Origin of the sequence: Bacillus sp. NPDC057893, from assembly GCF_042796455.1 — a bacterium.
GTDB lineage: Bacteria > Bacillota > Bacilli > Bacillales > Bacillaceae_G > Bacillus_A.
Genome location: NZ_JBHVNG010000016.1, coordinates 37520 through 59309, shown reverse-complemented (window position 1 = coordinate 59309; position 21790 = coordinate 37520). Strand labels below are relative to the sequence as shown.

General features: G+C 33.5%; 20 protein-coding genes and 6 pseudogenes. 13 read left to right on the top strand and 13 right to left on the bottom strand.

What is annotated here, in order from left to right:
* Positions 1-244: 244 nt before the first annotated feature.
* From ACFVQC_RS28170 to ACFVQC_RS28150, 5 genes and pseudogenes are all read right to left on the bottom strand, one after another.
* Positions 245-520, bottom strand: coding sequence for a hypothetical protein (locus ACFVQC_RS28170; RefSeq protein ID WP_377899931.1), 276 nt, complete (start codon positions 518-520; stop codon positions 245-247).
* Positions 521-973: 453 nt separating this feature from the next.
* A pseudogene (locus ACFVQC_RS28165) lies at positions 974-1420 on the bottom strand (DUF2935 domain-containing protein); the annotation flags it as partial.
* Between the two features lie 164 nt (positions 1421-1584).
* A complete protein-coding gene (locus ACFVQC_RS28160) occupies positions 1585-1923 on the bottom strand; it encodes a YmaF family protein (protein WP_264539837.1) in 339 nt (112 codons plus the stop codon).
* Positions 1924-2052: 129 nt separating this feature from the next.
* Positions 2053-2259 (bottom strand): annotated as a pseudogene (locus ACFVQC_RS28155) (cation transporter dimerization domain-containing protein); the annotation flags it as partial.
* A 517-nt stretch (positions 2260-2776) separates the two neighbouring features.
* A pseudogene (locus ACFVQC_RS28150) lies at positions 2777-3484 on the bottom strand (IS6 family transposase).
* An 874-nt stretch (positions 3485-4358) separates the two neighbouring features.
* Here ACFVQC_RS28150 and ACFVQC_RS28145 point away from each other — a divergent pair.
* From ACFVQC_RS28145 to ACFVQC_RS28135, 3 genes and pseudogenes are all read left to right on the top strand, one after another.
* Positions 4359-4682 (top strand): hypothetical protein, encoded by a 324-nt coding sequence (locus ACFVQC_RS28145; protein WP_377896292.1) that lies wholly within the window; start codon positions 4359-4361, stop codon positions 4680-4682.
* A 15-nt stretch (positions 4683-4697) separates the two neighbouring features.
* Positions 4698-4954, top strand: a pseudogene (locus tag ACFVQC_RS28140) (hypothetical protein); the annotation flags it as partial.
* Between the two features lie 74 nt (positions 4955-5028).
* A complete protein-coding gene (locus tag ACFVQC_RS28135) occupies positions 5029-5241 on the top strand; it encodes a hypothetical protein (protein ID WP_377896291.1) in 213 nt (70 codons plus the stop codon).
* A gap of 452 nt (positions 5242-5693) precedes the next feature.
* Here ACFVQC_RS28135 and ACFVQC_RS28130 read toward each other — a convergent pair whose 3' ends face one another.
* The gene (locus ACFVQC_RS28130) at positions 5694-6098 is read right to left on the bottom strand and encodes a hypothetical protein (RefSeq protein WP_377893792.1); all 405 of its coding nucleotides are present in this window, start codon (positions 6096-6098) and stop codon (positions 5694-5696) included.
* Positions 6099-6398: 300 nt separating this feature from the next.
* Here ACFVQC_RS28130 and ACFVQC_RS28125 point away from each other — a divergent pair, with 300 nt between their 5' ends.
* The 4 genes from ACFVQC_RS28125 (at position 6399) to ACFVQC_RS28110 (ending at position 8830) form a co-directional block, all read left to right on the top strand.
* Positions 6399-6653 (top strand): hypothetical protein, encoded by a 255-nt coding sequence (locus ACFVQC_RS28125; protein ID WP_002151793.1) that lies wholly within the window; start codon positions 6399-6401, stop codon positions 6651-6653.
* 94 nt (positions 6654-6747) lie between these two features.
* The gene (locus ACFVQC_RS28120; protein ID WP_002151791.1) at positions 6748-7224 is read left to right on the top strand and encodes a hypothetical protein; all 477 of its coding nucleotides are present in this window, start codon (positions 6748-6750) and stop codon (positions 7222-7224) included.
* A 695-nt stretch (positions 7225-7919) separates the two neighbouring features.
* Positions 7920-8342 (top strand): mercury resistance transcriptional regulator MerR1, encoded by a 423-nt coding sequence (gene merR1, locus ACFVQC_RS28115; protein ID WP_002151789.1) that lies wholly within the window; start codon positions 7920-7922, stop codon positions 8340-8342.
* A 29-nt stretch (positions 8343-8371) separates the two neighbouring features.
* On the top strand, positions 8372-8830 hold the full coding sequence (locus tag ACFVQC_RS28110) for a putative iron-sulfur cluster-binding metallochaperone (protein WP_088079268.1): 459 nt from the start codon (positions 8372-8374) through the stop codon (positions 8828-8830).
* A gap of 784 nt (positions 8831-9614) precedes the next feature.
* Here ACFVQC_RS28110 and ACFVQC_RS28105 read toward each other — a convergent pair.
* The 4 genes and pseudogenes from ACFVQC_RS28105 to ACFVQC_RS28090 form a co-directional block, all read right to left on the bottom strand.
* The gene (locus ACFVQC_RS28105) at positions 9615-9749 is read right to left on the bottom strand and encodes a hypothetical protein (RefSeq protein ID WP_000454672.1); all 135 of its coding nucleotides are present in this window, start codon (positions 9747-9749) and stop codon (positions 9615-9617) included.
* Between the two features lie 205 nt (positions 9750-9954).
* Positions 9955-10152 (bottom strand): annotated as a pseudogene (locus ACFVQC_RS28100) (zinc ribbon domain-containing protein); the annotation flags it as partial.
* Complete coding sequence (locus ACFVQC_RS28095; protein WP_080019237.1) at positions 10097-10276, bottom strand: helix-turn-helix domain-containing protein; 180 nt, start codon at positions 10274-10276, stop codon at positions 10097-10099. The pseudogene ACFVQC_RS28100 and the gene ACFVQC_RS28095, both read right to left, overlap by 56 nt.
* A 160-nt stretch (positions 10277-10436) precedes the next feature.
* Positions 10437-11540: a spore coat kinase CotI gene (locus ACFVQC_RS28090; protein WP_002151776.1), complete on the bottom strand. Its 1104-nt coding sequence runs from the start codon at positions 11538-11540 to the stop codon at positions 10437-10439.
* A 152-nt stretch (positions 11541-11692) separates the two neighbouring features.
* Here ACFVQC_RS28090 and ACFVQC_RS28085 point away from each other — a divergent pair, with 152 nt between their 5' ends.
* From ACFVQC_RS28085 to ACFVQC_RS28070, 4 genes are all read left to right on the top strand, one after another.
* Positions 11693-12829, top strand: coding sequence for a glycosyltransferase family 4 protein (locus ACFVQC_RS28085; RefSeq protein ID WP_002151773.1), 1137 nt, complete (start codon positions 11693-11695; stop codon positions 12827-12829).
* Between the two features lie 24 nt (positions 12830-12853).
* Positions 12854-13912: a spore coat putative kinase CotS gene (gene cotS, locus ACFVQC_RS28080; RefSeq protein ID WP_016103978.1), complete on the top strand. Its 1059-nt coding sequence runs from the start codon at positions 12854-12856 to the stop codon at positions 13910-13912.
* Position 13913: 1 nt separating this feature from the next.
* Complete coding sequence (locus tag ACFVQC_RS28075; RefSeq protein ID WP_377899929.1) at positions 13914-14546, top strand: hypothetical protein; 633 nt, start codon at positions 13914-13916, stop codon at positions 14544-14546.
* Positions 14547-14626: 80 nt separating this feature from the next.
* A complete protein-coding gene (locus tag ACFVQC_RS28070; RefSeq protein ID WP_377899927.1) occupies positions 14627-15547 on the top strand; it encodes an ATPase in 921 nt (306 codons plus the stop codon).
* A gap of 462 nt (positions 15548-16009) precedes the next feature.
* Here ACFVQC_RS28070 and ACFVQC_RS28065 read toward each other — a convergent pair whose 3' ends face one another.
* Genes ACFVQC_RS28065 through ACFVQC_RS28055 form a run of 3 tightly spaced genes read right to left on the bottom strand, consistent with a single transcriptional unit; the run spans position 16010 to position 19443 of the window.
* Positions 16010-17200: a glycosyltransferase family 4 protein gene (locus ACFVQC_RS28065; protein WP_377899925.1), complete on the bottom strand. Its 1191-nt coding sequence runs from the start codon at positions 17198-17200 to the stop codon at positions 16010-16012.
* A 3-nt stretch (positions 17201-17203) separates the two neighbouring features.
* Positions 17204-18157: an NAD-dependent epimerase/dehydratase family protein gene (locus ACFVQC_RS28060; RefSeq protein ID WP_377899923.1), complete on the bottom strand. Its 954-nt coding sequence runs from the start codon at positions 18155-18157 to the stop codon at positions 17204-17206.
* Positions 18154-19443 carry a UDP-glucose dehydrogenase family protein gene (locus tag ACFVQC_RS28055; protein ID WP_377899921.1) on the bottom strand — a complete coding sequence of 430 codons (1290 nt, stop codon included), beginning with the start codon at positions 19441-19443 and terminating at the stop codon, positions 18154-18156. Before ACFVQC_RS28055 ends, ACFVQC_RS28060 begins: the two co-directional genes overlap by 4 nt.
* 207 nt (positions 19444-19650) lie before the next feature.
* Here ACFVQC_RS28055 and ACFVQC_RS28050 point away from each other — a divergent pair, with 207 nt between their 5' ends.
* Together ACFVQC_RS28050 and ACFVQC_RS28045 are read left to right on the top strand one after the other, a co-directional pair.
* On the top strand, positions 19651-20472 hold the full coding sequence (locus ACFVQC_RS28050) for a UTP--glucose-1-phosphate uridylyltransferase (RefSeq protein ID WP_264541434.1): 822 nt from the start codon (positions 19651-19653) through the stop codon (positions 20470-20472).
* 93 nt (positions 20473-20565) lie between these two features.
* Positions 20566-20833, top strand: a pseudogene (locus ACFVQC_RS28045) (DDE-type integrase/transposase/recombinase); the annotation flags it as partial.
* Between the last annotated feature and the right edge of the window lie 957 nt (positions 20834-21790).

The following is a 21790-nucleotide window of genomic DNA, read 5'->3' as shown; positions in this document are numbered from 1 at the left end:
GTATTTCTTGGCACCTTTTACATAAAATAAATAAATGTATTAAAAATGTACAAACCTAATTAAAAACCTACACATATAATGTATTCTACCTTTCTTATTAACTTATTAAAGGGATTTATCTTATATAAATCCCTTCTTTTTAAGTATTTAAATATTTCATTTAATCTACATAACATAATAATTCCTAAAAAAATAAGATAAGAGCTTTCCCCCTATCTTTTACTTATATTTATTTAAAATGCTATTAAATTACTCGTTGAACACTAATAGCATCTAGGCTTGTCATATTAATATTCGCAGTAGCATCCACCCAAATAAGAAATCCAGCCTCTATACGAATAAAGACTCCTATTCCATCAATCGGATCTCCACCTGAAAAAACTCTAATTTTGTCGCCTTCCCGTAAACCATTTAATCTTCTTCGTCCTTCAAAATCCCTCAATTCTCTTGCTTCCTCACGGTCTCTTTTTCTTCGGTTTCTTTTACATTCATCACATTCACATCTACGTTCAAAAGACATTTAACATAACCCCTTTTTTCCTAAAAAACTTATTTGTACTATATATTATGAAAGAAATAAATTAATGGAGTAGATGTTCTTCCTCTATCAAGTGCCCAATTAACTAATTTATCAAAAAAAAAATACTAATTTCAACAATTGTACAAGCCATTTTGTATTACTTACATACATTAACAATGAGATGATAATCATCTTATACCCCAAAACCCTAAATTACCTGTTCGGTAACTATCTTTAAAAGATAGAAAAAAGGACAGTTGAAAACTGTCCTTTTTTATTATTTACAAAGATATATATTTGGGAAATTAAACACCTCTTACTAATAAATACATATATTAGGTTCTGGTCCAAAATCAGAATGTTTTTATCAACCAGCTGTTTGGATTAACTGCTTAACAGGTGATTTCGTTAGGAATCCTTGATTCTTTTTTATTTATCATCTTTTTGCACCAGAACCAAATATCCTGCTTCACGCGCGATATGATCTACTAATAATGGAAAATTAAAACCCTTCACCTTACAATTAACAATTAAAAGTAAAAGGTTTCTTTTATAATTACGAAAGACATAAACTAGCTGAATACTTTCCTCATTTAATTACCTAACCGCTTGAACAGTTTGAGGAACAGAAAATGCTTTTTGTAAATGATGGTCAAACAGATGAAAAAATTTCTCTACTTGTTGAATTGAATTTTTATCATTCCGATTAAATCCCTCACTGAGGAAAAGAGCATGTTCCTTCATAATCCTTAACCAAAATCGATTTTCAGTTAAGGACCTTTCAATAAATAGTTGTTCTGTTAATGATTCTGAAGGTGCTGCGTTCAGTTCTGGTGGAAGCAGCATAGTCCGTTGTGTATCCATGATAAAGTGTTCAGGAATAGGCTGATCTTTAGACATAAAAACCCTTCCTTCCCCCTTAAGACCAACTACTATGCTATGTATAAAAATAAGTCCAATATGGTGTATTTAGAAGGTATAGTAATTTCTTTTAAGGTTTTTAATTATTAAAATAACAAACAAAAAACTACACCTTAACAACACAAGGTTTTTTCGCATTAACTTTATTTATCACCTGGGGCGGGCTGATCTACCCCCTTAACACGGTGTTTATGCCCATTATCTTCCGTTGTATAGAAATCGTAATAATGAACATGCATCCCATTCCCAACTGGGATTGCTGGTCCAGAGTATGCCTTGTAATAATGCGTATGTCCATCCTCGAAGACAACATATCCTTCCGTATAATGTATATGTCCCCCATCTTGTGCTGGAATTGGTGGAGATGTTACATCTAAACATTGATGTACGTGCCCCACTTCAACAGATGTATAATCTACTGAACCATGGTTATGCTTTGGTACAAATCCAGAAACAAAATCATCTTTTCCTACTCTGTCCATTGTATCCATTCCCCTTATACACAAAAATGAATTCTATAAACTAATATGCTACCAATATCAAGATTATCACCAACATTATTCTTCATTGATAGGCCCCTTCTTAATTACTTACATTTACAATTCAAAACTTTAATGAACTAATCTTTCTTCATACCACGGATTTAAGTGAATTAATACCTCGTATACTTCCGAATCCTGTTTCATAATAGTTGTTTTTATCTCTCTACAAATATCGTGTCCTTGCTGGATACTTAAATGTGCAGGAACACTAATCCTAACATCAATCAAAATTTAGTGACCATGATCACGCGCACGCATTCTATCAATTCTTTTTACAGATTTCGTGATGTGGGAAAGCCCATATCGGACTTTAGTCCGCCTTTAGGCATGGGATGAAAGCATCGCTTTTTCATAGAAAAACAGTTGTGTTTTGGTTATACTTGAACGATAGACAAGCACAAGTCTTTAAAACGCCTATGTGTTCCTTGAAAACAAGATATCATATGGAGTTCGATAGCCGAATTCACGCTATCGGTAAAATGATATGTGTCGTCAAGAACAAGACGCTAAAACATATGAACACGCAACGGATCTGTACGGTATGGTTATAGTACCGTAGCTCACGAACCTATACGGTCTGTCGTGAGAGTGGTGATGGCACACCGCAATCTTGCACGTCAGCGATACCAGAAATGGACTTCGCCTTTGGTAGCAAGAATCCCACTGACGTTAGTCAGCTTGCCCCTTTAGGGGTGGGAGTGTCAAATAAGGATGTTCTTGAATTATTTTCGGTTCTGGTGCAAGGATTGCATTTATTTGAAAGAGGTATATAGATTCCTAATGGAATCTATTCTTATCCAGCCATTCCGAATAGTTGATAAATAAACTTCATTTCATTTTGGACAGAATTGTCTCGTAAAATAAGTTGGCCTTTTTTAATGATATGCATCGCTTCTATTCCTGAAAGAATAGATTTAGCTGTACGAAAAGATTTCAATCCTAACATTGAACGAACTCTTTTTTTAATAAAACGATGATCTTGCTCTACAATGTTATTAAGGTATTTTACCTGCCTTATTTGGATGCCTACAGGCATCTTTTTATCTTTCTTCAACTCTTCAATCGCTATAGGATAGGCCGGGGTTTTGCCTACTGTAATCACACGGGGTTTTGAAACATGAAAAGACTGCAAATCTTTCTTGAAAAAACGCTTTGTAGCCCTATGATTTCTTGATTTTCATAAATGAAAATCAATTGTATTTCCTTTTGAATCAACAGTACGACATAGGTACATCCATTGACCTTTGACTTTCACATACGTCTCATCGGCTCACCAAGAATCATTGGTTGATTTAAGATGACGTCGTACTCGCTTATCTAATTCGGGACCATATTGATGAACCCATTGCATGATAGTTGTATGAGCGAGGGATAGCCCACGTTCTTCCATCATTTCGACTAAATCACGAAAACTGAGGTTGTACCGTAGGTACCATCTCACGGTTAATAAGTTAATATCCGGTTGATGATGTTTCCACTTGAATAGATTTCGCTTTTCCATACCAATCACATCCTTTTTTAGAGTACTAGTATCAGTATGTCCAAGTTTGATAGACCTTTTTCATATACTTCAAAGTTTTTGCACCAGAACCGAGTCAAGATATTTGTAAAAAAGACGTGGAGTTTTGAATAAAGCCGCGATGTTTATAAAAACAAAAAGTTAAGGTGAATTAGGAGAATCTCTATTTTGGAATGAAATTGATCAGGTTGTTTTAGTTGTTTATTTAAAGCGTTTAATACGTATTTATCTGAACAACCAATAAATAATTAAAAAGGAATTGTGGTGATGCTACATGTGAAGTTGCTGAATCTTAGCTTTCATGCTGCAAAAGTTCTTTGAGAGTGAGAAGAACTCTCATGGGCAAGGAACGTAGGATAAAAAGCGTAGAATCGATTATACGGAAAGAGGAAAATCCTGTCATTAATATAAACGAATGTAAAATAACTAAAAAAGAACTTAAATTCTTGACAGATAGAAAATAAGTTCTTTCTTTGTTAGTGGAGTTTTATTTAGCAGTGTGTTGGAGCACTATATAATATATGTATTTATTAGTAAGAGGTGTTTAATTTCCCTAATATATATCTTTGTAAATAAGAAAAAAGGACAGTTTTCAACTGTCCTTTTTTCTATCTTTTAAAGATAGTTAACGAACTGGTAATTTGGGGTTTGGAGTATAGTAAGATGATTATCATCTCATTGTTAATGTATGTAAGTAATACAAAATGGCTTGTACAATTGTTACAATTAGTGATTTTTTTTTTGATAAATTGCTTAATTGGATGTTTGATAGAGGAAGAAAGTCTAATCAATTAATTCATTTCTTTCATAATATATAATGCAAATAACAATTTTTAGGAAAAAGGGGGTATATTAAATGTCTTTTGAACGTAGATGTGAATGTGATGAATGTAATAGAAACCGAAGAAGAAGAAGAGAACGTTGTGAATGTGATGAATGTAATAGAAACCGAAGAAGAAAAGAACGTGAGGAAGTAAGAGAACTGGGGAATTTTGAAGGACGAAGAAGATTAAACGGTTTACGAGAAGGCGACAAAATTAACGTTTTTTCAGGCGGAGATCAGATCGATGGAAGAGGAGTCTTTGTTCGTATAGAGGATGGATTTCTTATTTGGGTGGATGCTGCTGCTAATATTAATGTGACAAGCCTAGATGTTATTAGTGTTCGACGCGTAGCTTAATAGCATTTTAAATAATGTAAATGTGTTGAACATAATAGAAACCGAAAAAAAGAGATTATGAGGAGGTGAGAGAATTGGGTAATTTTGGAGAAAGAAGAAGATTAGATGGTTTACGAGAAGGCGACAGAATTAACGTTTTTTCAGGCGGAGATCAGATCGATGGAACAGGAGTCTTTATTCGTATAGAGGATGGATTTCTTATTTGGGTGGATGCTGCTGCTAATATTAATGTGACAAGCCTAGATGTTATTAGTGTTCGACGCGTAGTTTAATAGTAATTTAAATAACGTGAATGTGTTGAACGTAATAGAAGCCGATGAAGAAAGACTGTGAGGAGGTAAGACAATTGGGGAATTTTGAAGGACGAAGAAGATTAGATGGTTTACGAGAAGGCGACAGAATTAATGTTTTTTCCGGTGGAGATCAGATCGGTGGAAATCAGATCGGTGGAACAGGGGTCTTTATTCGTGTAGAGGATGGATTTCTTATTTGGGTGGATGGTGCTGCAAACATTAACGTGACGAGCCTAGATGTTATTAGTGTTCGACGCGTAGTTTAATAACGCCTTAAGTAAATATAGGTAAAAGATAAGAGCGGAGGGCTCTTATCTTATTTTTTTAGGAATTATTATGTTATGTAGATTAAATGAAATATTTAAACACTTAAAGAAGGGATTTATATAAAATAAATCCCTTGAATAAGTTAATAGAAAGGTAGAATACATTATATGTGTAGGTTTTTAATTAGGTTTGTACATTTTTAATACATTTATTTATTTTATGTAAAAGGTGCCAAGAAATACTTTGTAGTTTTATTTCTTGGCATGGGTATTTATTTGGGTCATTTGGATGCCGACCTTACAATAGTATATGTCCGCTATATGAAATGGTTTGTTATTTATGTTCAGTTAAGTATAATTTAGAAAAGAAAAACACCTATTTTTTAATAGGTGTTTTTCTTGCAAATTGGCTTATAAATTAAGGGAAAGATTTTTCTTTTAATTAAAATTTATTAATCTTCTCTATGATCATGTTTATGTTCGTCATGTTCTTTACAATGTCTACGACGTTTACAACAGAAACGATCACAATCAGGTGAATTTATAGAGATTACGTTAATTTTGTTAATTGCAATACGTGCTAATCCCGGGAAACAATCAAAGTCAGATAAAATGATTACGTTGTTTCCTTGAAAACCTTGGAATGTTGCACTTGTAGGTGGTTGACAATCATATTGAATAACAATACAAGTACCAGGAGTTAATGTTCTTAAGAATTGTAATAACTCTGGATTGTTATTCATTTCTCTTTTATTGTCTTCTCTTTCTTCTTTTCTGTGATGTTCTTTTCTGTGATGTTCTCGTCTATGATGATCACATCTGTTAAAATCACAACCTCCACCAAAACCAAAACCCATAAAATTACCCCCTTTCGTTCGTCAGTACATCTTATGCTCGTCTAGAAAGGATGGTGTGAGTATAGGAGTCTAGTTAAGTGTGGATTTTTTATTTAATTATGGAATTTGTTTAATAAGGATCTTTTTATGTATTATCCCTTAAACATTATGTCCTAATAATGTATTACTAAAAAATTTGCCAACTTGTCTATTTCAATTCTTATGCTAGAACATATTCTATTTTGATAACTAATAATAAGTTAATTTAATAGAGTTACATTGTTAGGTGTCAAAATTAGAAATAAAGGAAGGTGATAGAGAATGGATAATAATGAAATTCTAACTCTGTTGCAAGCATTTCAATTGGTTGGGGCGAGAGTTGTATTATTTTTGCCATCATTTCACGTAGAAGGAATTATTACACAAATTGGAGAAAATTTTGTTACTCTTCGTCGTGGTAATGGGGAAGCTATTGAAGTAGAAAGTAATGCGAACGGTGGAACTCTTGAAAATCCAAACCAAATTAGTGTTATGATTGCTAGCATTTTAGCGGTAAGTGATGATCGAGGAGCATAATAAATTAAAAATGTACTGGGTATTATAAATACCCAGTACATTTTTGTATAATGTGTTTACTATATAATACATACTTATTATAGGAGGGGTATAGGTGTGTCAGTTTTGTTTTAATTCTGATAATGGCAAACGTAAATTTAGATTGATTGATATAAATCCGATTCCTCTTATCGCTCCATTTAAATCAAGAAGAAATTTTGATCCTTTATTAGAATCAGAAAAATCTTCTGATGTTTTATTACAATCAAAAAAGTCCTCTAACACCTCTTTAGAATTAAAGGGATCTTCTTCTTATCATTCAGTAGTGAATAGTTCTAGTAATAATTTTGCAGAATTAACAAATGAGATTAGAGAACTTTTATATGCTTATCAGTTGCTTCATTTACGTACTGTATTGTTTTTGAAAGGAATTCATATTAAAGGTTTTATAATGAATGTGAGTCAAAATTTAGTTACTGTAATTGGACCCAATGTAGAAGTAGCAAGTAATTCAACTGGTAATATTATAGGTTTTCCGAACAAAATTAATGTTAGACTTGAGTCTATTCAAGCAATTGGTGATGTAAAATAGTTTTCTCGTTAAAATGTAAAAAACAATAGGGTAAAGAGTGATTTTTAATGTTGATTTATATTATATGGCAAAATTAAATCGAAAATGTATCAAGAATATTATCTTTTTCTTCTTTGTTAATTCCAATATATTTTAGATTGACACTCCTTGCCTCTTTAGGGATCGGAGTGTCAAATTCATGCATATTAAGTAATATCAAGCACATAATAGCAGCGACATCGTGAAATGTTAATCTGTACGTTAGAGTTACCCCTTATATTTTGAGAAGGCCCCGAATAAGGTTTCTTTTTGCTACACCTTTTGAGAATGACAAGCATATACTAGAGTGTGGGGGAAACCACTTTATATATAGGAGCATCTAACAATTGTGGATGCTCTTTTTATTTGCACACAAAGAATTGTTAAAAATACTATATTGAAGGGGCTATTCTACAAACTCCTTTTTAGAGGGACATGTATTCCCCAATAGAGCTGTTGTGGATTTAAAATAAAGTTCGATAATTTATAATAAAGATTGATAAAAAGATCTATTTTGTAGAGTATTTCTTTGTTCAACAATCGGGCCATATTGTTGAGTAAGGCTTATTGAAAAATGACGGTTTATTTTAAGAAAGTAGATCGATAATATAGTAAATAATACTTCCCTTGACCCTGTACTATGGTACAGGGTTTATACTTTATATGAGGTGAGATAGATGCAATATCGTATTGGAGGACTGGCTGAAAAGTGTGGCGTTAACAAGGAGACCATTCGATACTATGAACGTTTAGGCTTAATTCCAGAGCCTAATCGTACCGAAAAAGGATACCGAATGTATTCCCTACAAATGGTCGATCGTTTGAGTTTCATAAAACGGACGCAGGAATTGGGGTTTACCTTAAATGAAATTGACAAATTGCTAGGGGTTGTCGATCGCAATGAAGCAAAGTGCCGTGACATATATGATTTCACTGTTCTTAAATTAGAGGACATCCAACGTAAAATTCAAGACCTTAAAAAAATTGAACAAATGTTGATAGACCTTAAAGAAAGATGTCCCGAAAACAAAGATATTTACGAATGTCCTATTATCGAAACCTTAATGGATTCAGAAAAGAAAGCAGAAGAATATTTATAAAAATAATAAATTGTAAAGGTGGAAGAACAATGGAAGATTGTTGTAGTAACCTTAAAGGAATAAAAATTGAAAATAATGGTCATTGTCCATCATGTAAAAATAAAGCTAAGATTGTAAAGTTGATTACACTAAAATCATTGCTTAAACCATCAGCATTAGAAACATTAAATGCTAAAGAAAATCACTATTTTTGTTCAAACGAAGATTGTGATGTAGTCTATTTTGATACGAATAATAAAAAGCATTTTGTATCTGACATAAAGGTAGCTGTACATCAAAAAGATGACTCAGCAACTACACCAATTTGTTATTGTTTTGATTGGACAAAAGAAAAAATTAAACAATATGTGGAAAATGGACTTACTCCTAATCCAGTAGAGCATATTCGCGAAAACATAAAAGAAAACCGATGTGGTTGTGAAGTAAACAATCCACAAGGTAGTTGTTGTTTAGGCAATGTTACAACTTATATTAGAAAAATGTCATAAGGAACCTAAATGTTGTTTTTTTTCACCAAAATAAATCAATATTCTTCCGCAAAAGGGCACGATCGTGGAAGAATATGGGTAGAAATAATCAAATTTTTTTATAAAAACTAATCTTAAATCTGCTGGAGAAGAATCCATTTTGATCAAACTTTATTTCAAAGCTACAACGAAGCGATCTCTCTCTTAACCGTAGGAACTACAGGGATAGCTTAATTGATTAGAACCGTTAGGTTTCCGTACTTAGGAATATCCCACTTCACACAGTCCGTGAGGAGGTTAAGTGGCGATTAGTTCAATATAAATAAGGAGCAAAGTTCTGTTGCGAAGATCATTTAATAGAGACATAGAACTTACACAGACTGTTCAATTCCAAATTATGATACACTTCCAAACAAAATATGTACAAGCCGACTTTATTTTTGGTAGAGTAGCTATTCCTGATTATGAAAGGAATATTCAAAAAAACTTAAGTGCCCTTGAAAGATTATGAGAATGAAATAAATAGCAATGTTTTTCCCTTTCACATGACACAGCTGTAGCCTTAGAATAAAGTTTGATTAAATTAACTTAATAGACCTTGATAAAAGAGCAAATAGAAAAAGCGTGTTTTGAAAAAAAGATTGATCAAAACACGCCTTTTCTATATTCAATTGAATCATCTTTTATAAAAAAGTTTGATGATTTTTGTGATCCTTGCTCAATTAAAGCGCCCTTTTATGGAATAATCATTGTAAAAATCCACTTAAATTTTAGCTGGGACACTTTATTGACAAAAGTCATAGATTTATTTATTTTTGTTTTCTAATTCCTCAACTCTCCTTTCCATGTTCTTTATTTTTTTGATTGAGTGAAGGGCGAGCCCTAAAGCTATTCCACCTAAAGTGAATGCTGGAAAAACAAGAAAAGTAAACCATTCCATCTTTTGATCCCCCCTAAAACTACTAAACAATTTGGCCCTTTAGTAGAGTAACTTTATTGCTACTCAACAGTTCCTTAATCTACCTTTCAGTTTAAATCTTCTTTTCACTATAAAAACACCCCTTTAGATAAACAGATCCAAAGGGGAAAAACGTCGCGACTTTATTCAAAAGATCGTGTCTTTTTTATAAACACCGTGACTTTATTTAAAAGCGACATTCGTTTCTAAGATTTAGTCCTGCATTAACATCTCTATCGTGATATGTACTACAAGAAGGGCAATCACACTCACGAAGATTAAGATTTTTAACGTCTTTATTTTGGTAAATGCAATTCGAACATAGTTGACTAGAAATAAATGTTTTTGATATAACTACATCTTGCTTCACGTACCATTTTCTTTTTTAATTGAATACGCTCGTCAGAGAAAAAATGATACGTTAATCCTCTCTCCGCTTCTTTATAAGTATGATTCCACATAGTAAGAAAACGATTAAATACCAAACGACTGCAACCAATGGTTCTCAAGGATTTTTATTCTTGATTCTAGTAAAAACGTAGGCTTACGCCTACCGACATTCATCTCCCACCTAAAATTGGTGTTCCACACCTTCACATTTTTGAGGAGGGAGTCTTCTGTCGGAAAAAAATAACAGTAATCTTTGCCCAGAATTGTTTGTATCGCGTATTAAAATTCCTCTATTAACATATTTAAAGCTTTTGACTTAATCCTTTCATATTCCATAGCTTCAGCAAGTTCATTAGCAAGTAATGGTGATTTTCTAACGTATTTTTCACGAATCACATCATACAATTCGTACGGAAATAACATATCAATGAACATAATTTTCTTCTGCTCTGCTGTTAAAGGAGAAACTGACTCATATGCGTTAATCATAATTTGAAATTGGTCTGCATTCCAAACACCAGTTGTATCTAGTAGGGGAATAATCATTTTACGCAAGTCTCGAATAGGGAGATCGTAAGAAACTGTATCTAAATCAATTACCCAAATTTGATTACTTGGATCTAATAAGGAATTTCCTGTTCCATAATCTTGATGACATAAATTGGGGAATGTTTGTAATTCATCAGTCCATTTTGTATATTCAGATTCCAATAGTCTTTGGTGTGTATGTTTTGCTTCTAAAATGAAAGCATCAATTTCAGCCAAATACAATTGTGAAAATGGGTCATCCGGCATAGTTGCGGATAAATTTTTCCAAATCTCCATCTGCTGAAATCTTTTAATGTAATGATTGGGCCAACGTCCCAGTTTTGTGAAGATAGGTATGCCTGGTGGCGGTTTGTAGCCAATAGAAGCTACATGAAAATCTGCTAACCCTTTCATAATCATTTCAAGGTCTTCTTGCATTGTTAGCTCAAACGGTCTTCCCTCAATCCATTCATAAGCAACAAATAAAAATGGACCGTGTTTTGTATATAACTGATTCACTTTGCTTGGAATTATGCTCGGAACACGCATGCCTTTTTTGGCAAGATAATCTTGAGCGTGAATGGAAAATAAAGCCTTTTTTTCAGGGCGATGAATTCTCTTTAAGCAAAATGGTCCATCTGTAGTATGAATTTTCCATACTAAGGCTAGTTGTCCACCTTGTATTAATTCGATTGTAGTCGCTTGAATGTCCCAATGTTGAATCATTGTCTCTGCCAATGCTACTAATTTTTGCTCCTCTTCGGGCGATAATGTATACACCGCTTCTTCATTATGATTCTCCACATATACCACCATCCTTTTATACTCTCTTATTACTGTATGGTGCATGACCATTTTTGCTCTAGCCATTTGCCTTTAAGAAGAAAAAGTACTATTTACCAAATTTAATTATAAAAGATGAAAAAATGCTTGATAACTCACAAACATAAGGGTTTCTTCGTAACATATGAAGAAAGTTGTATTTTATGAAACAGGGAGGCGATTTAATGAAAATTGCGATAATATCCACTGAAAAGCTACCCGTACCAGCTGTACGAGGTGGAGCTATTCAAATTTATATAGATTCTGTTGCTTCCATTATTGCTTCAAATGGAAAAAATGTGACAGTTATTTCTATAACAGATCCTAATTTAAAATCAGAAGAAAAAAATCAAGGTGTAAGGTATATACGTTTTCCAGAAGAGGAGTATCTGCCTTATATTATTAAACATTTGAAACAGGAAAAATATGATGTGGTTCATCTATGTAATCGTCCCAATTGGATTACAATTTTACGTGAGGCGGCACCACAGACCAAATTCGTGTTAAGTGTGCATAATGAAATGTTTGCATACGAAAAAATAAGTGATAAAGAGGGCGAAGCATGTATTGCGGCTGTTTCCAAAATTGTAACAGTTAGTGATTATATAGGAAAAACAATTACCTCGCGCTTTCAAACTGCAAAAGCAAAGACAAGAACAGTATATTCTGGTGTAGATGTAAATGAATATTATCCTTCGTGGACCGTGAATGGTACAAAAGTTAAAAGTCATGTGCTAAAACAGTTGAATTTACAAAATAAAAAAATAGTTTTGTTTGTTGGACGCTTGAGCAAAGTAAAAGGTCCTCATATTTTGCTACAAGCTCTTCCTAAAATAATTGAGAAAAATCCAGACATTGTAATGGTTTTTATTGGTTCAAAATGGTTTGGAGATAACAATGTAAATAATTATGTAAAACATTTATATACCTTAGGTGCAATGTTTCCAGAACATGTAGTCTTTATTAAATTTGTTAAGCCAAAGGATATTTCAACACTTTATGCTATGTCAGATATTTTTGTTTGCTCTTCACAGTGGCAAGAGCCTCTTGCTAGGGTGCATTACGAAGCAATGGCAGCAGGGTTACCAATTATTACAAGTAATCGAGGCGGTAATCCTGAAGTTATTGAAGAAGGAAAAAATGGATATATTGTCAATGACTTTGAGAATCCTGATGCATATGCAGAAAAGATAATTAATCTTTTAAATAACGAAAATAAAAGAAAACAGATAGGGAAATATGGACGTGCGAAGGTCGAAAAAGAATTTAATTGGAACCGAGTTGCCACGGATTTAATGAAAGTGTATGAGGAAGTTTTATAAAATTTAAGAGGAGGATGATGAAAGTTGGAAGAAACAACTGGATTAGAGAGTGAACATTTAAAAAAGGTCCTTAGCTTTTATCCATTTGAGGTAAGTAATATCATTTTACAGTCAAGCAGAAGTGGGAGAACAATTTGGGAAGTTGAAACAGAAGAAGGATTAAAAATATTAAAACAAGCACATATGCACCCCAAAAGGATGCTTTTTATTGCTGGAGCACATTTACATCTCCTTCAAAATGGATTACCAATTACAAAAATTCATAACACAAAAAGAGGGGGCTTTTGTATTGGATCTGGTGAGTATGCGTATGTACTATATGATAAGCATCAAGGGAAAGAAGTTATTTATTATAATAAAGAACAATTAGAGAAGGTACTAATATATGCAGGTAAATTTCATCAAGCATCCGAAGGATATATTCCGATACAAGAAAGTAAAATTCGGGGTCGATTAGGAAAATGGCATAAATTATACAGATGGAAATTACAAGAATTAGAAGGAAACAAAAGGATTGCACTCTCCTTTCCAGATGATGTATTTTCAACTATGTTTTTAGAGTACGTCGATAAAATGTTAGCACGTGGTCAGAGAGCATTACAAGAAATAAATGATCCATATTTTGACCAATGGACAAAAGAAGTTATTGCATCTAACAGTTTTTGTCAGCAAGATTTTACTTTAGCAAGATTTGCAGAAATAGATGATGCTATGTTTATGAAAGAACTACATTCTATTACAAGTGATTTACCCGTGAGGGACCTACGTATCTTTTTAAATAAAGTGATGAAAAAAATGTCAGTTTGGGATACTAATTTAGCAATTCATATGTTGAGTGCATATGATTCAGAAAATTCCTTATCAGAAAAACAATTTCGTGTTCTTTGGACTGATTTATCGTTTCCTCACTTATTCTGTGCAATTGCACATAAATACTATTTAGGACAAAAGCGTTCTTGGTCTGATGAAAAGTATATTTGGGCATTGCAAAATATCATTGCACTTGAAGACTCTAAAGAAGAATTTTTACAAAATTTCTCTGATATTTACCACGAAATCAAGAGCAATAGCGGAGGGAAATAAGATGAATTCAGAACAAGAAGAGATAGTAATCCCTATTTTAGATTTAGAGAAATTTGTATTTTCTCCACCAGGGCCAATGGGATGGGAATTGTCAGAGTATGAGCAGCAAAAAAATATTGTACTAAATGAATCTTCTGTGCTAGAGAATTTAGCGATTATTAAGGAAATAGAATTAGAGGAGTTACCCAAAATCGGATTGCTAGATTTAGAAGAACAATCCCCACAAAAAACTACAATAATTGATGAAGTAAAAGATAAAGAGGTTCAAAATGCAATAGAACTAGAAGAGCAATCCCCACAAAAAACTACAATAATTGATGAAGTAAAAGATGAAGAGATTCAGAAGACGAGGAAAAAGAAAACGAAGAAGAAGAAGAAGAAGAAAACGAAGAAGAAGAAAAATACAATAGAACTAGAAGAGCAATCCCCACAAAAAACTACAATAATTGATGAAGTAAAAGATGAAGAGATTCAAAATGCAATAGAACTAAAAGAACAAAACCCGGAACAAAATGAGGTCGTTCCAACTCAAATAGAAAAGCCAAAAGTAAAAGTCAAAATTATTACTCCCGATCATCCATTAAAAACCCCGTGGATAGCAAAATTAGTAAAGAACGCTAAGGAAAATGAATAATGAAATTTCCGCAAATATATTAATCTTTTCATATTCTTTCGACATAGTATATATAAATCTATATTGAAGGAGTTAGGTAAATGGCTGATGTGAAAAGAGCAAAAATAAAACTAGATGTTGAGAATGGCTTTAGTGTTAATTCAGATGATGATTTACAGGAAGTTCTAAAATCTCTAGCTGAAATAATTCAATCTGGTACACATAATGGTGTAGAGGTTGAAATTCAATATGATGATGAAACAGAAGTTATCTTTACAGACGAGGACGAAGACGAAGACGAAGACGAAGAAGACGAAGAAGAAGAAGAAGAAGAAGAAGAAGAAGAAGACGAAGAAGACGAAGAAGAAGACGAAGAAGACGAAGAAGACGAAGACGAAGACGAAGAAGACGAAGAAGACGAAGAAGAAGACGAAGACGAAGACGAAGACGAAGACGAAGACGAAGACGAAGACGAAGACGAAGACGAAGAAGAAGACGAAGACGAAGACGAAGACGAAGAAGACGAAGACGAAGAAGAAGACGAAGACGAAGACGAAGACGAAGACGAAGAAGAAGACGAAGACGAAGAAGACGAAGACGAAGACGAAGACGAAGACGAAGAAGAAGACGAAGACGAAGAAGAAGAAGAAGACGAAGACGAAGACGAAGACGAAGACGAAGACGAAGACGAAGAAGAAGACGAAGAAGAAGAAGAAGAAGAAGAAGAAGAAGAAGAAGAAGAAGAAGACGAAGAAGACGAAGACGAAGACGAAGACGATGAAGAAGACGAAGAAGACGAAGACGATGATGATGATGATGATGATGATGACGAAGACGATGAAGAAGACGAAGACGATGACGATGATGATGATGATGATGACGAAGACGATGAAGAAGACGAAGAAGACGAAGAAGACGAAGATGATGACGATGACGAAGATGATGACGACGACGACGATGACGATGATGACGATGATGACGATGATGACGATGATGACGATGGTGAAGAAGAAGACGCGTAAAATAATTAGCACTAAAATACGCTTGGTTCTCCAAGCGTTTTTTGTTCTTCAAAATATACATAATAGGCAGCCGTTATCATTTTCCGACAGAAGACTCCTTCCTCAATTTGCGTGAAGGTGCGATAGCACCAGCAAATAGGTAGGAGATGAATGTCGGTTGGCGTAAGACAAAATGTTTGTTACCATATACTTGTACAGATTGCTCTTTGAAAACTGAAGATATGAGATTGGTTGCAGAAAAATCGTTGCAACCGTAAAATCTTCAACGTTCAATCACCCCACGCTTGCCGAAGTTGCGAAAACCAAGCTAAAGTAGGAAGCGTGGTGAGTCAACGTGTAAGATACTTATGTTCTCACCGTAGGAACTGCAGACAGAGCCTGCTAAGATAACTGGTGAATACATCGGTGTTCGCAGGAATCCCCCACTTCAAACAGACTGCAGGGTCGTTAAGTGGGGATAGTTCAAACAATTAGAATTTTGAGAGGGCGTATTAGATTTCTAGCAGGTTGATTAGTAGATTCTGCTACTTGTTTATATACCTGATCTAGTTTTTTTGCTGTATGCTTAAATGTAAAGTTTTCCTCCACAATTTTTCTTCCGTTTTCAGCAATCCATTGTGCAAATTCTCGTTGAGATAACAAAGCCTGGACAAGTCTGGAAAACTCCATTGGATTATCATATTGTTCTACTAGGCAGCCGTTATATTCATCTGTTATAACTTCTGCATTTCCCCCACGGTTTGTTGTAATAATTGGGATTCCAGCAGCCATTGCTTCATAATGAACACGTGCCAATGGTTCGTTCCATTGTGAGCTACATATAAATATATCCCCCATTAGAAATATATTATGAATTTGATCTGCAGGAATAAATTTGGTGAAAATTACGTGTTCTTTAATTGGCCTAGCTATTCTATATAGCTTTTTAACATATTTATTTACTCGGTTATCACTAAACCATTTACCACCAACAATTACAAGTACCGTATCTTTATGCGTTTGAATAATCTTCTTCATAGCTTGAATGAGCAAGTCTGGACCTTTATTTTTGCATAATCGGCCAACAAATAGAATCACTTTTTTATCTTGGATACCGTATTTTGTACGAAATGCATTTCTTATCTTTTGTCCTGTTGGTGTCCAGATGGAGGGAGATCGTTTTAAATTAACACCTGAGTAGACAATGGAAATCTTTTCTTCAGCTTGTGGAAACCTCTCAATCACAGTTTGTTTAATATAGTTACTAACAGTCACAATGGCGGTAACCATTTCAATAATAAGATTGCCTTCACAAATAGATAGTTTATGTTCAGCAAACATATCGTTATGAAGACCTAATACAAATTTACTGTGTGGAGAAGCTTGTTTATATAGAGGTATATTTTTAGGACGATTAAAGACATGTATAATATCAAAGGTATTGGTTTGGAGTGTTCTTATAACATGCTGTTCATATTCTTTTTGAGGAAGATACACGTAATTGACATTATCTTGTGTTTTTTGATTTGGAAGACTTGGATCTGAAATAGAGAAAATAGTAAGTTCATAATCTTGACTTATATAGGGGGACACCCCATCAATCATCATTTGAATTGCTCCACCTTTAATCGCGGGAGATGGTAATTTTTCTGTACATATATATGCAATTTTCATAAACTAATCCCCTTTGTATAGTTGTTTTATATATTGATATTCTGCTTCCAGTCCGTCGAATAGGGAAACTGTTGGAGAATATTGCAGTAATGTACTAGCCTTAGATATATCTGCCCATGTTTGCTTCGGTTCCCCAGGAACTGATTTTAGAAAGTTTTTGGTTGCTGATTTACCTAATATTTTTTCTAACATAGAAATGATGTCCAAAATGGATGCTTGTTCTTTTCCACCGATATTGATAACTTCACCTATTATATTTTTTTTTGTTTCTAAAGCGGCCACCGTTCCTCTTATACAGTCATCAATATAGGTAAAATCACGTGTTTGTGTTCCGTCACCAAATATTGTGAGAGGTTTATCTTCTAGCATTTGTTTAATTAATCTATGAAATGCCATGTCAGGACGTTGCCTTGGCCCATACACTGTGAAATATCTTAAAATAACAATTGGTATGTGAAAATTTTTGTGATAAACATGACATAAGTGTTCACCACCTAATTTTGTAACACCATATGGGGATAGAGGGGTAGGTAATAAATCTTCAGAAACTGCGCCAGATTTTTCACCATAAACAGAAGAGGTTGATATATGAATAAATTTATCTAATTTTATGTGCTTACAGGCTTCAAGTAACTGCTGTGTAACCATTATATTATTTGTAACATAAGGCTGAAAATCTTTTCCCCAACTTGTTCTCACACCAGGGATAGCAGCTAGATGATAAACGACATCTATATCTTGTAATATTTTTGATAAATCTGTATTTAGAATGTCTTCTCGTATAAATTGAAAACGTGAATTTAATTCGAGAGATTGTATATTACCTGTCTTTAAAGCGGCTGGAGTAGGACCGATGAAATGATCAATTCCAACTACATGATATGCACTATTTTTAAGTAACGCTTGACACAAATGTGAGCCAATGAAACCAGCGGCCCCTGTTACAAGTATTTTCATGACCGACCCACTCCAATATATTGTAATCCGTATTTTTCTACTTCATCTTTTTCAATGCAATTGCGGCCATCCACGATTGTGCATCCCTTCATAACTTGTTTGACTTGTTTCCAATTAAGTGTTTTAAATTCATTCCATTCCGTGGCGATAATAATGCAATCAGAATTTGTAATTGAAGATTCTAGGTTATCATGCTGTGTAACTTGTCTTTTTAAATGTGAAGGAAGAAAAGCTTTGGGGTCATAAGCATGTAGATCATAGCCATGAGAAATTAATTTTTCAAGAAGTATTACGGCAAGGGAGCTACGAATATCATCAGTATTTGGCTTAAAGGCAATTCCTAAAACCGTTATTTTTTTTGAAGAGGGTTCTTTGATAGCTTTTTTAATTTTTTCAACATAGAGATCTATTTGTGTGGAGTTAATGGATTGTACAGCTTGTAAAATAGGAACTGCTACGTGCCTATCATTTGCTGTATAAATGAGTGAATGTAAATCTTTTGGAAAGCATGATCCTCCATACCCCATTCCCGCCTGAAGAAAATGAGGGTTAATTCGAAAGTCATAGCCAATTCCTTTTGCCACTTCAACAATATCAATGTTATATGCATCACAAATTCGAGAAATTTCATTTATAAAAGATATTTTGGTAGCCAAAAATACATTAGATGTATATTTAATCATCTCTGCTTCATTTAAACCTGTACAAAGGAAAGGAGCCCTAATCTCTTTATATATATCCTGCATAATTTTTAACGACTTTGTGTCACCTTTTTGGATACCTATAATAGTTCTATCTGGAATGAGCATATCGTGAACAGCAGAGCCTTCGCGAAGAAATTCAGGATTGGAGACAATATTGAATAAGGCCGATGAAACCCCACGTTTAATAAGTGTTTCATATAATTGTTGATTTGTACCTGGTGGAACTGTACTTTTCGTAATAATAGTTTTATACGATGTTATAGCTGGAACCAGTAGATCAATGACGGAGTAGATATATTTTAAATCCGTCTTTCCACTTAATGTAGAAGGGGTTCCTACAGCGATAAAAATAACGGGTGATTGTCGAATAGCATTATCGATATCACAACTGAATTGTAATCGGTTTCTATTTTTGTGAATAAGCTCCTTTAAATCTGGTTCATAAATGGGGCACTCCCCCTTTTGGAGAGCTTGAATTTTTCCTTGATCCTTATCTACACATATAACATCATGACCTAAATCTGCTAATACTGCTGCTGATGTGATTCCCACATAACCAGAGCCTATAATACATATATCCATATGATAATCACCTCTCTGAACTTAGTACTATAGTACTAGTTGTTACAGTATATTGGTGGACAAGATGGATTGGTGACAAATGAAAGGGCCTATTCATATAAGCAATGAAAGCAATCAGAAGGTAAGAGCCTCTTTTGGAATCGTCATGCGCGGGTAAGGAGGTTACTGAATATTAATATTGTAAACACTCGAGGGAGCGAGAGATTAGTGATTAAAAAAGCAATCATTCCAGCCGCTGGTTACGGCACAAGAAGCCTTCCAATTACAAAGGTAATTCCAAAAGAAATGTTTCCAATAGGTAATAAACCTGCGATTCATTATATTGTGGAAGAGGCTGTAAAGTCAGGTATTGAGCAAATATTAATTGTACTTTCTAGCAGAAAGGATTTAATAGTTGATTACTTTGATTATTCATTAGAATTGGAGGCTTTTTTAGAAAAAGAAAAAAAAGCCCATCTGTTAAAAGGGCTTGCTATTCCTAATGTTCAAATCCATTATATAAGACAGCCATATGCGAGAGGACTTGGTGAGGCGATAAAATTAGGTGAAACATTTATTGGTAATGAACCTTTTGCTGTACTCTTGCCAGATGATATTGTAGTTTCGGATAAAGAAACTGCTTTAAATCAATTAATTAGTATTTATAAAGAGACGAAAAATAGTGTAATAGGCATTCATACGGTACCAGATGAGTGCATAGAGAAGTATGGTATTATTGAAGGGAATATCGTAAAGGGTAATTACATGAATATTACAAATATTATAGAAAAGCCAAAAGTAAATCCTCCATCTAATCTTGCAGTAATTGGCAGATATGTTTTCACGCCTGATATTTTTCCTTTATTAAAAAACATTCAACCTGGTGTTGGAGGGGAATATCAATTAACAGATGCGATTCATTCTTTAATTAGGACTAAAAAAGTATATGGAAAAATGATTGATGGGAAACGATTTGATATCGGACAAGAAGATGAATATATGCAGCTTCTTAATCTAATATATGGACAAAACAAAACAGGTAAAAATTAATTTATGGAAAAGGATTCAACCAACATACACTTGAAGTCAACAAGCGATTCCTGAAGATTTGATGAAACATATATATAAGTTAAGGGTAATTAAATATATTTATATCGTACCTTTGAATCAGAAGAGAATACAATCGATTTTCATTTAAATAAGAAAAGAAATCATATGACTGCAAAGTGCTTTTTCAAAAAGCCTTGCGGTCTTTTCATGTTTCAAATCCTCATGTTATCGCAGGAGAACAAAATTCAACCTAACCGATTGTAATTGCAAAAAGAAAAAAGATACCCTTAGGTATCTCAATCAGACAAGTAAAATATCTAAATAACATTACGGAACAGATCATTGTTTTATTAAGAAACGGGATCTTACCGCCAACCAAATATACATTCATACCTATAATCGATAGAAAACATCATTATATGTATTTCCTTACGACAAAAAATGGATTGCGAACCCTCAGTCATTCAAGGGTCCGGTTCGTTGATCCGTTAGAATTAGAGCTCGCAACTTTAGTCATGGGAGTATTAATTCAGATTATTCTTGATATTTTTTAGCTTTTGAGTACTTTCCTGAAAAAGTTCGTAATGCTGAGTCTTTATCTTCATAAAACAGCATCTTTACACAACGGATACCTTCAACTATCCCCCCATCCCGATTAAGCTACTTCAATTCTCTATCAAATGAAACTTTTATGTGTTTTTTCACATTCTATTGCAACAAGCATATATTATATAGAAAACATTCCTTTCTAATGAAACTCATTAGGCCCTTTTTTAGGGCTTTTTTTAGGGTATGATTTTTTAATCGGGTATATGCCTTAATTTATACTTAAATATTTCCAAAGGCTTTTGTAATTAATTGATGTTTACATGTCTATTTAAACTAAAGATAACAAATTTGGTTTTATGACGTGAGAATTTCATTTGAAAAATGATAATAAATATATGCATCCAACACTTTATGTTTTGCTTGTTTTATATGTTAATTGTTTTATATGTTTTATATGTTTATATGTTTTAAGAGCATGAAATGTCTTGATATATAAGGGATTATAACTCTTAATTATAACAAAAGTGGTTCTAAAGATAACAAATTTGGTTTTAACTACAACAAAAATGGTTTTAAAGATAACAAGTTTGGTTGCTTAACTCTAACAAAGATGGTTTTAAAGGTAACAAACATGGTTTTAATCATAACAAACATGGTTTTAAAGGTAACAAATTTGGTTGCTTAACTCTAGCAAAAATAGTTCTAAAGGTAACAAATTTGGTTACTGAACTCTAGCAAAAATAATTCTAAAGATAACAAATTTAGTTTT

What these genes read in the sequence shown, in the direction of transcription:
- ACFVQC_RS28090 (WP_002151776.1), bottom strand. Translation starts at nt 11,540, where the DNA reads ATGGTCATGCACCATACAGTAATAAGAGAGTATAAAAGGATGGTGGTA.
- ACFVQC_RS28105 (WP_000454672.1), bottom strand. Translation starts at nt 9,749, where the DNA reads ATGGAATGGTTTACTTTTCTTGTTTTTCCAGCATTCACTTTAGGTGGA.
- ACFVQC_RS28075 (WP_377899929.1), top strand. Translation starts at nt 13,914, where the DNA reads ATGAATTCAGAACAAGAAGAGATAGTAATCCCTATTTTAGATTTAGAG.
- merR1 (WP_002151789.1), top strand. Translation starts at nt 7,920, where the DNA reads ATGCAATATCGTATTGGAGGACTGGCTGAAAAGTGTGGCGTTAACAAG.
- ACFVQC_RS28055 (WP_377899921.1), bottom strand. Translation starts at nt 19,443, where the DNA reads ATGGATATATGTATTATAGGCTCTGGTTATGTGGGAATCACATCAGCA.
- ACFVQC_RS28125 (WP_002151793.1), top strand. Translation starts at nt 6,399, where the DNA reads ATGGATAATAATGAAATTCTAACTCTGTTGCAAGCATTTCAATTGGTT.
- ACFVQC_RS28130 (WP_377893792.1), bottom strand. Translation starts at nt 6,098, where the DNA reads ATGGGTTTTGGTTTTGGTGGAGGTTGTGATTTTAACAGATGTGATCAT.
- ACFVQC_RS28160 (WP_264539837.1), bottom strand. Translation starts at nt 1,923, where the DNA reads ATGGACAGAGTAGGAAAAGATGATTTTGTTTCTGGATTTGTACCAAAG.
- ACFVQC_RS28110 (WP_088079268.1), top strand. Translation starts at nt 8,372, where the DNA reads ATGGAAGATTGTTGTAGTAACCTTAAAGGAATAAAAATTGAAAATAAT.
- ACFVQC_RS28085 (WP_002151773.1), top strand. Translation starts at nt 11,693, where the DNA reads ATGAAAATTGCGATAATATCCACTGAAAAGCTACCCGTACCAGCTGTA.
- ACFVQC_RS28060 (WP_377899923.1), bottom strand. Translation starts at nt 18,157, where the DNA reads ATGAAAATACTTGTAACAGGGGCCGCTGGTTTCATTGGCTCACATTTG.
- ACFVQC_RS28065 (WP_377899925.1), bottom strand. Translation starts at nt 17,200, where the DNA reads ATGAAAATTGCATATATATGTACAGAAAAATTACCATCTCCCGCGATT.
- ACFVQC_RS28070 (WP_377899927.1), top strand. Translation starts at nt 14,627, where the DNA reads ATGGCTGATGTGAAAAGAGCAAAAATAAAACTAGATGTTGAGAATGGC.
- ACFVQC_RS28170 (WP_377899931.1), bottom strand. Translation starts at nt 520, where the DNA reads ATGTCTTTTGAACGTAGATGTGAATGTGATGAATGTAAAAGAAACCGA.
- ACFVQC_RS28145 (WP_377896292.1), top strand. Translation starts at nt 4,359, where the DNA reads ATGTCTTTTGAACGTAGATGTGAATGTGATGAATGTAATAGAAACCGA.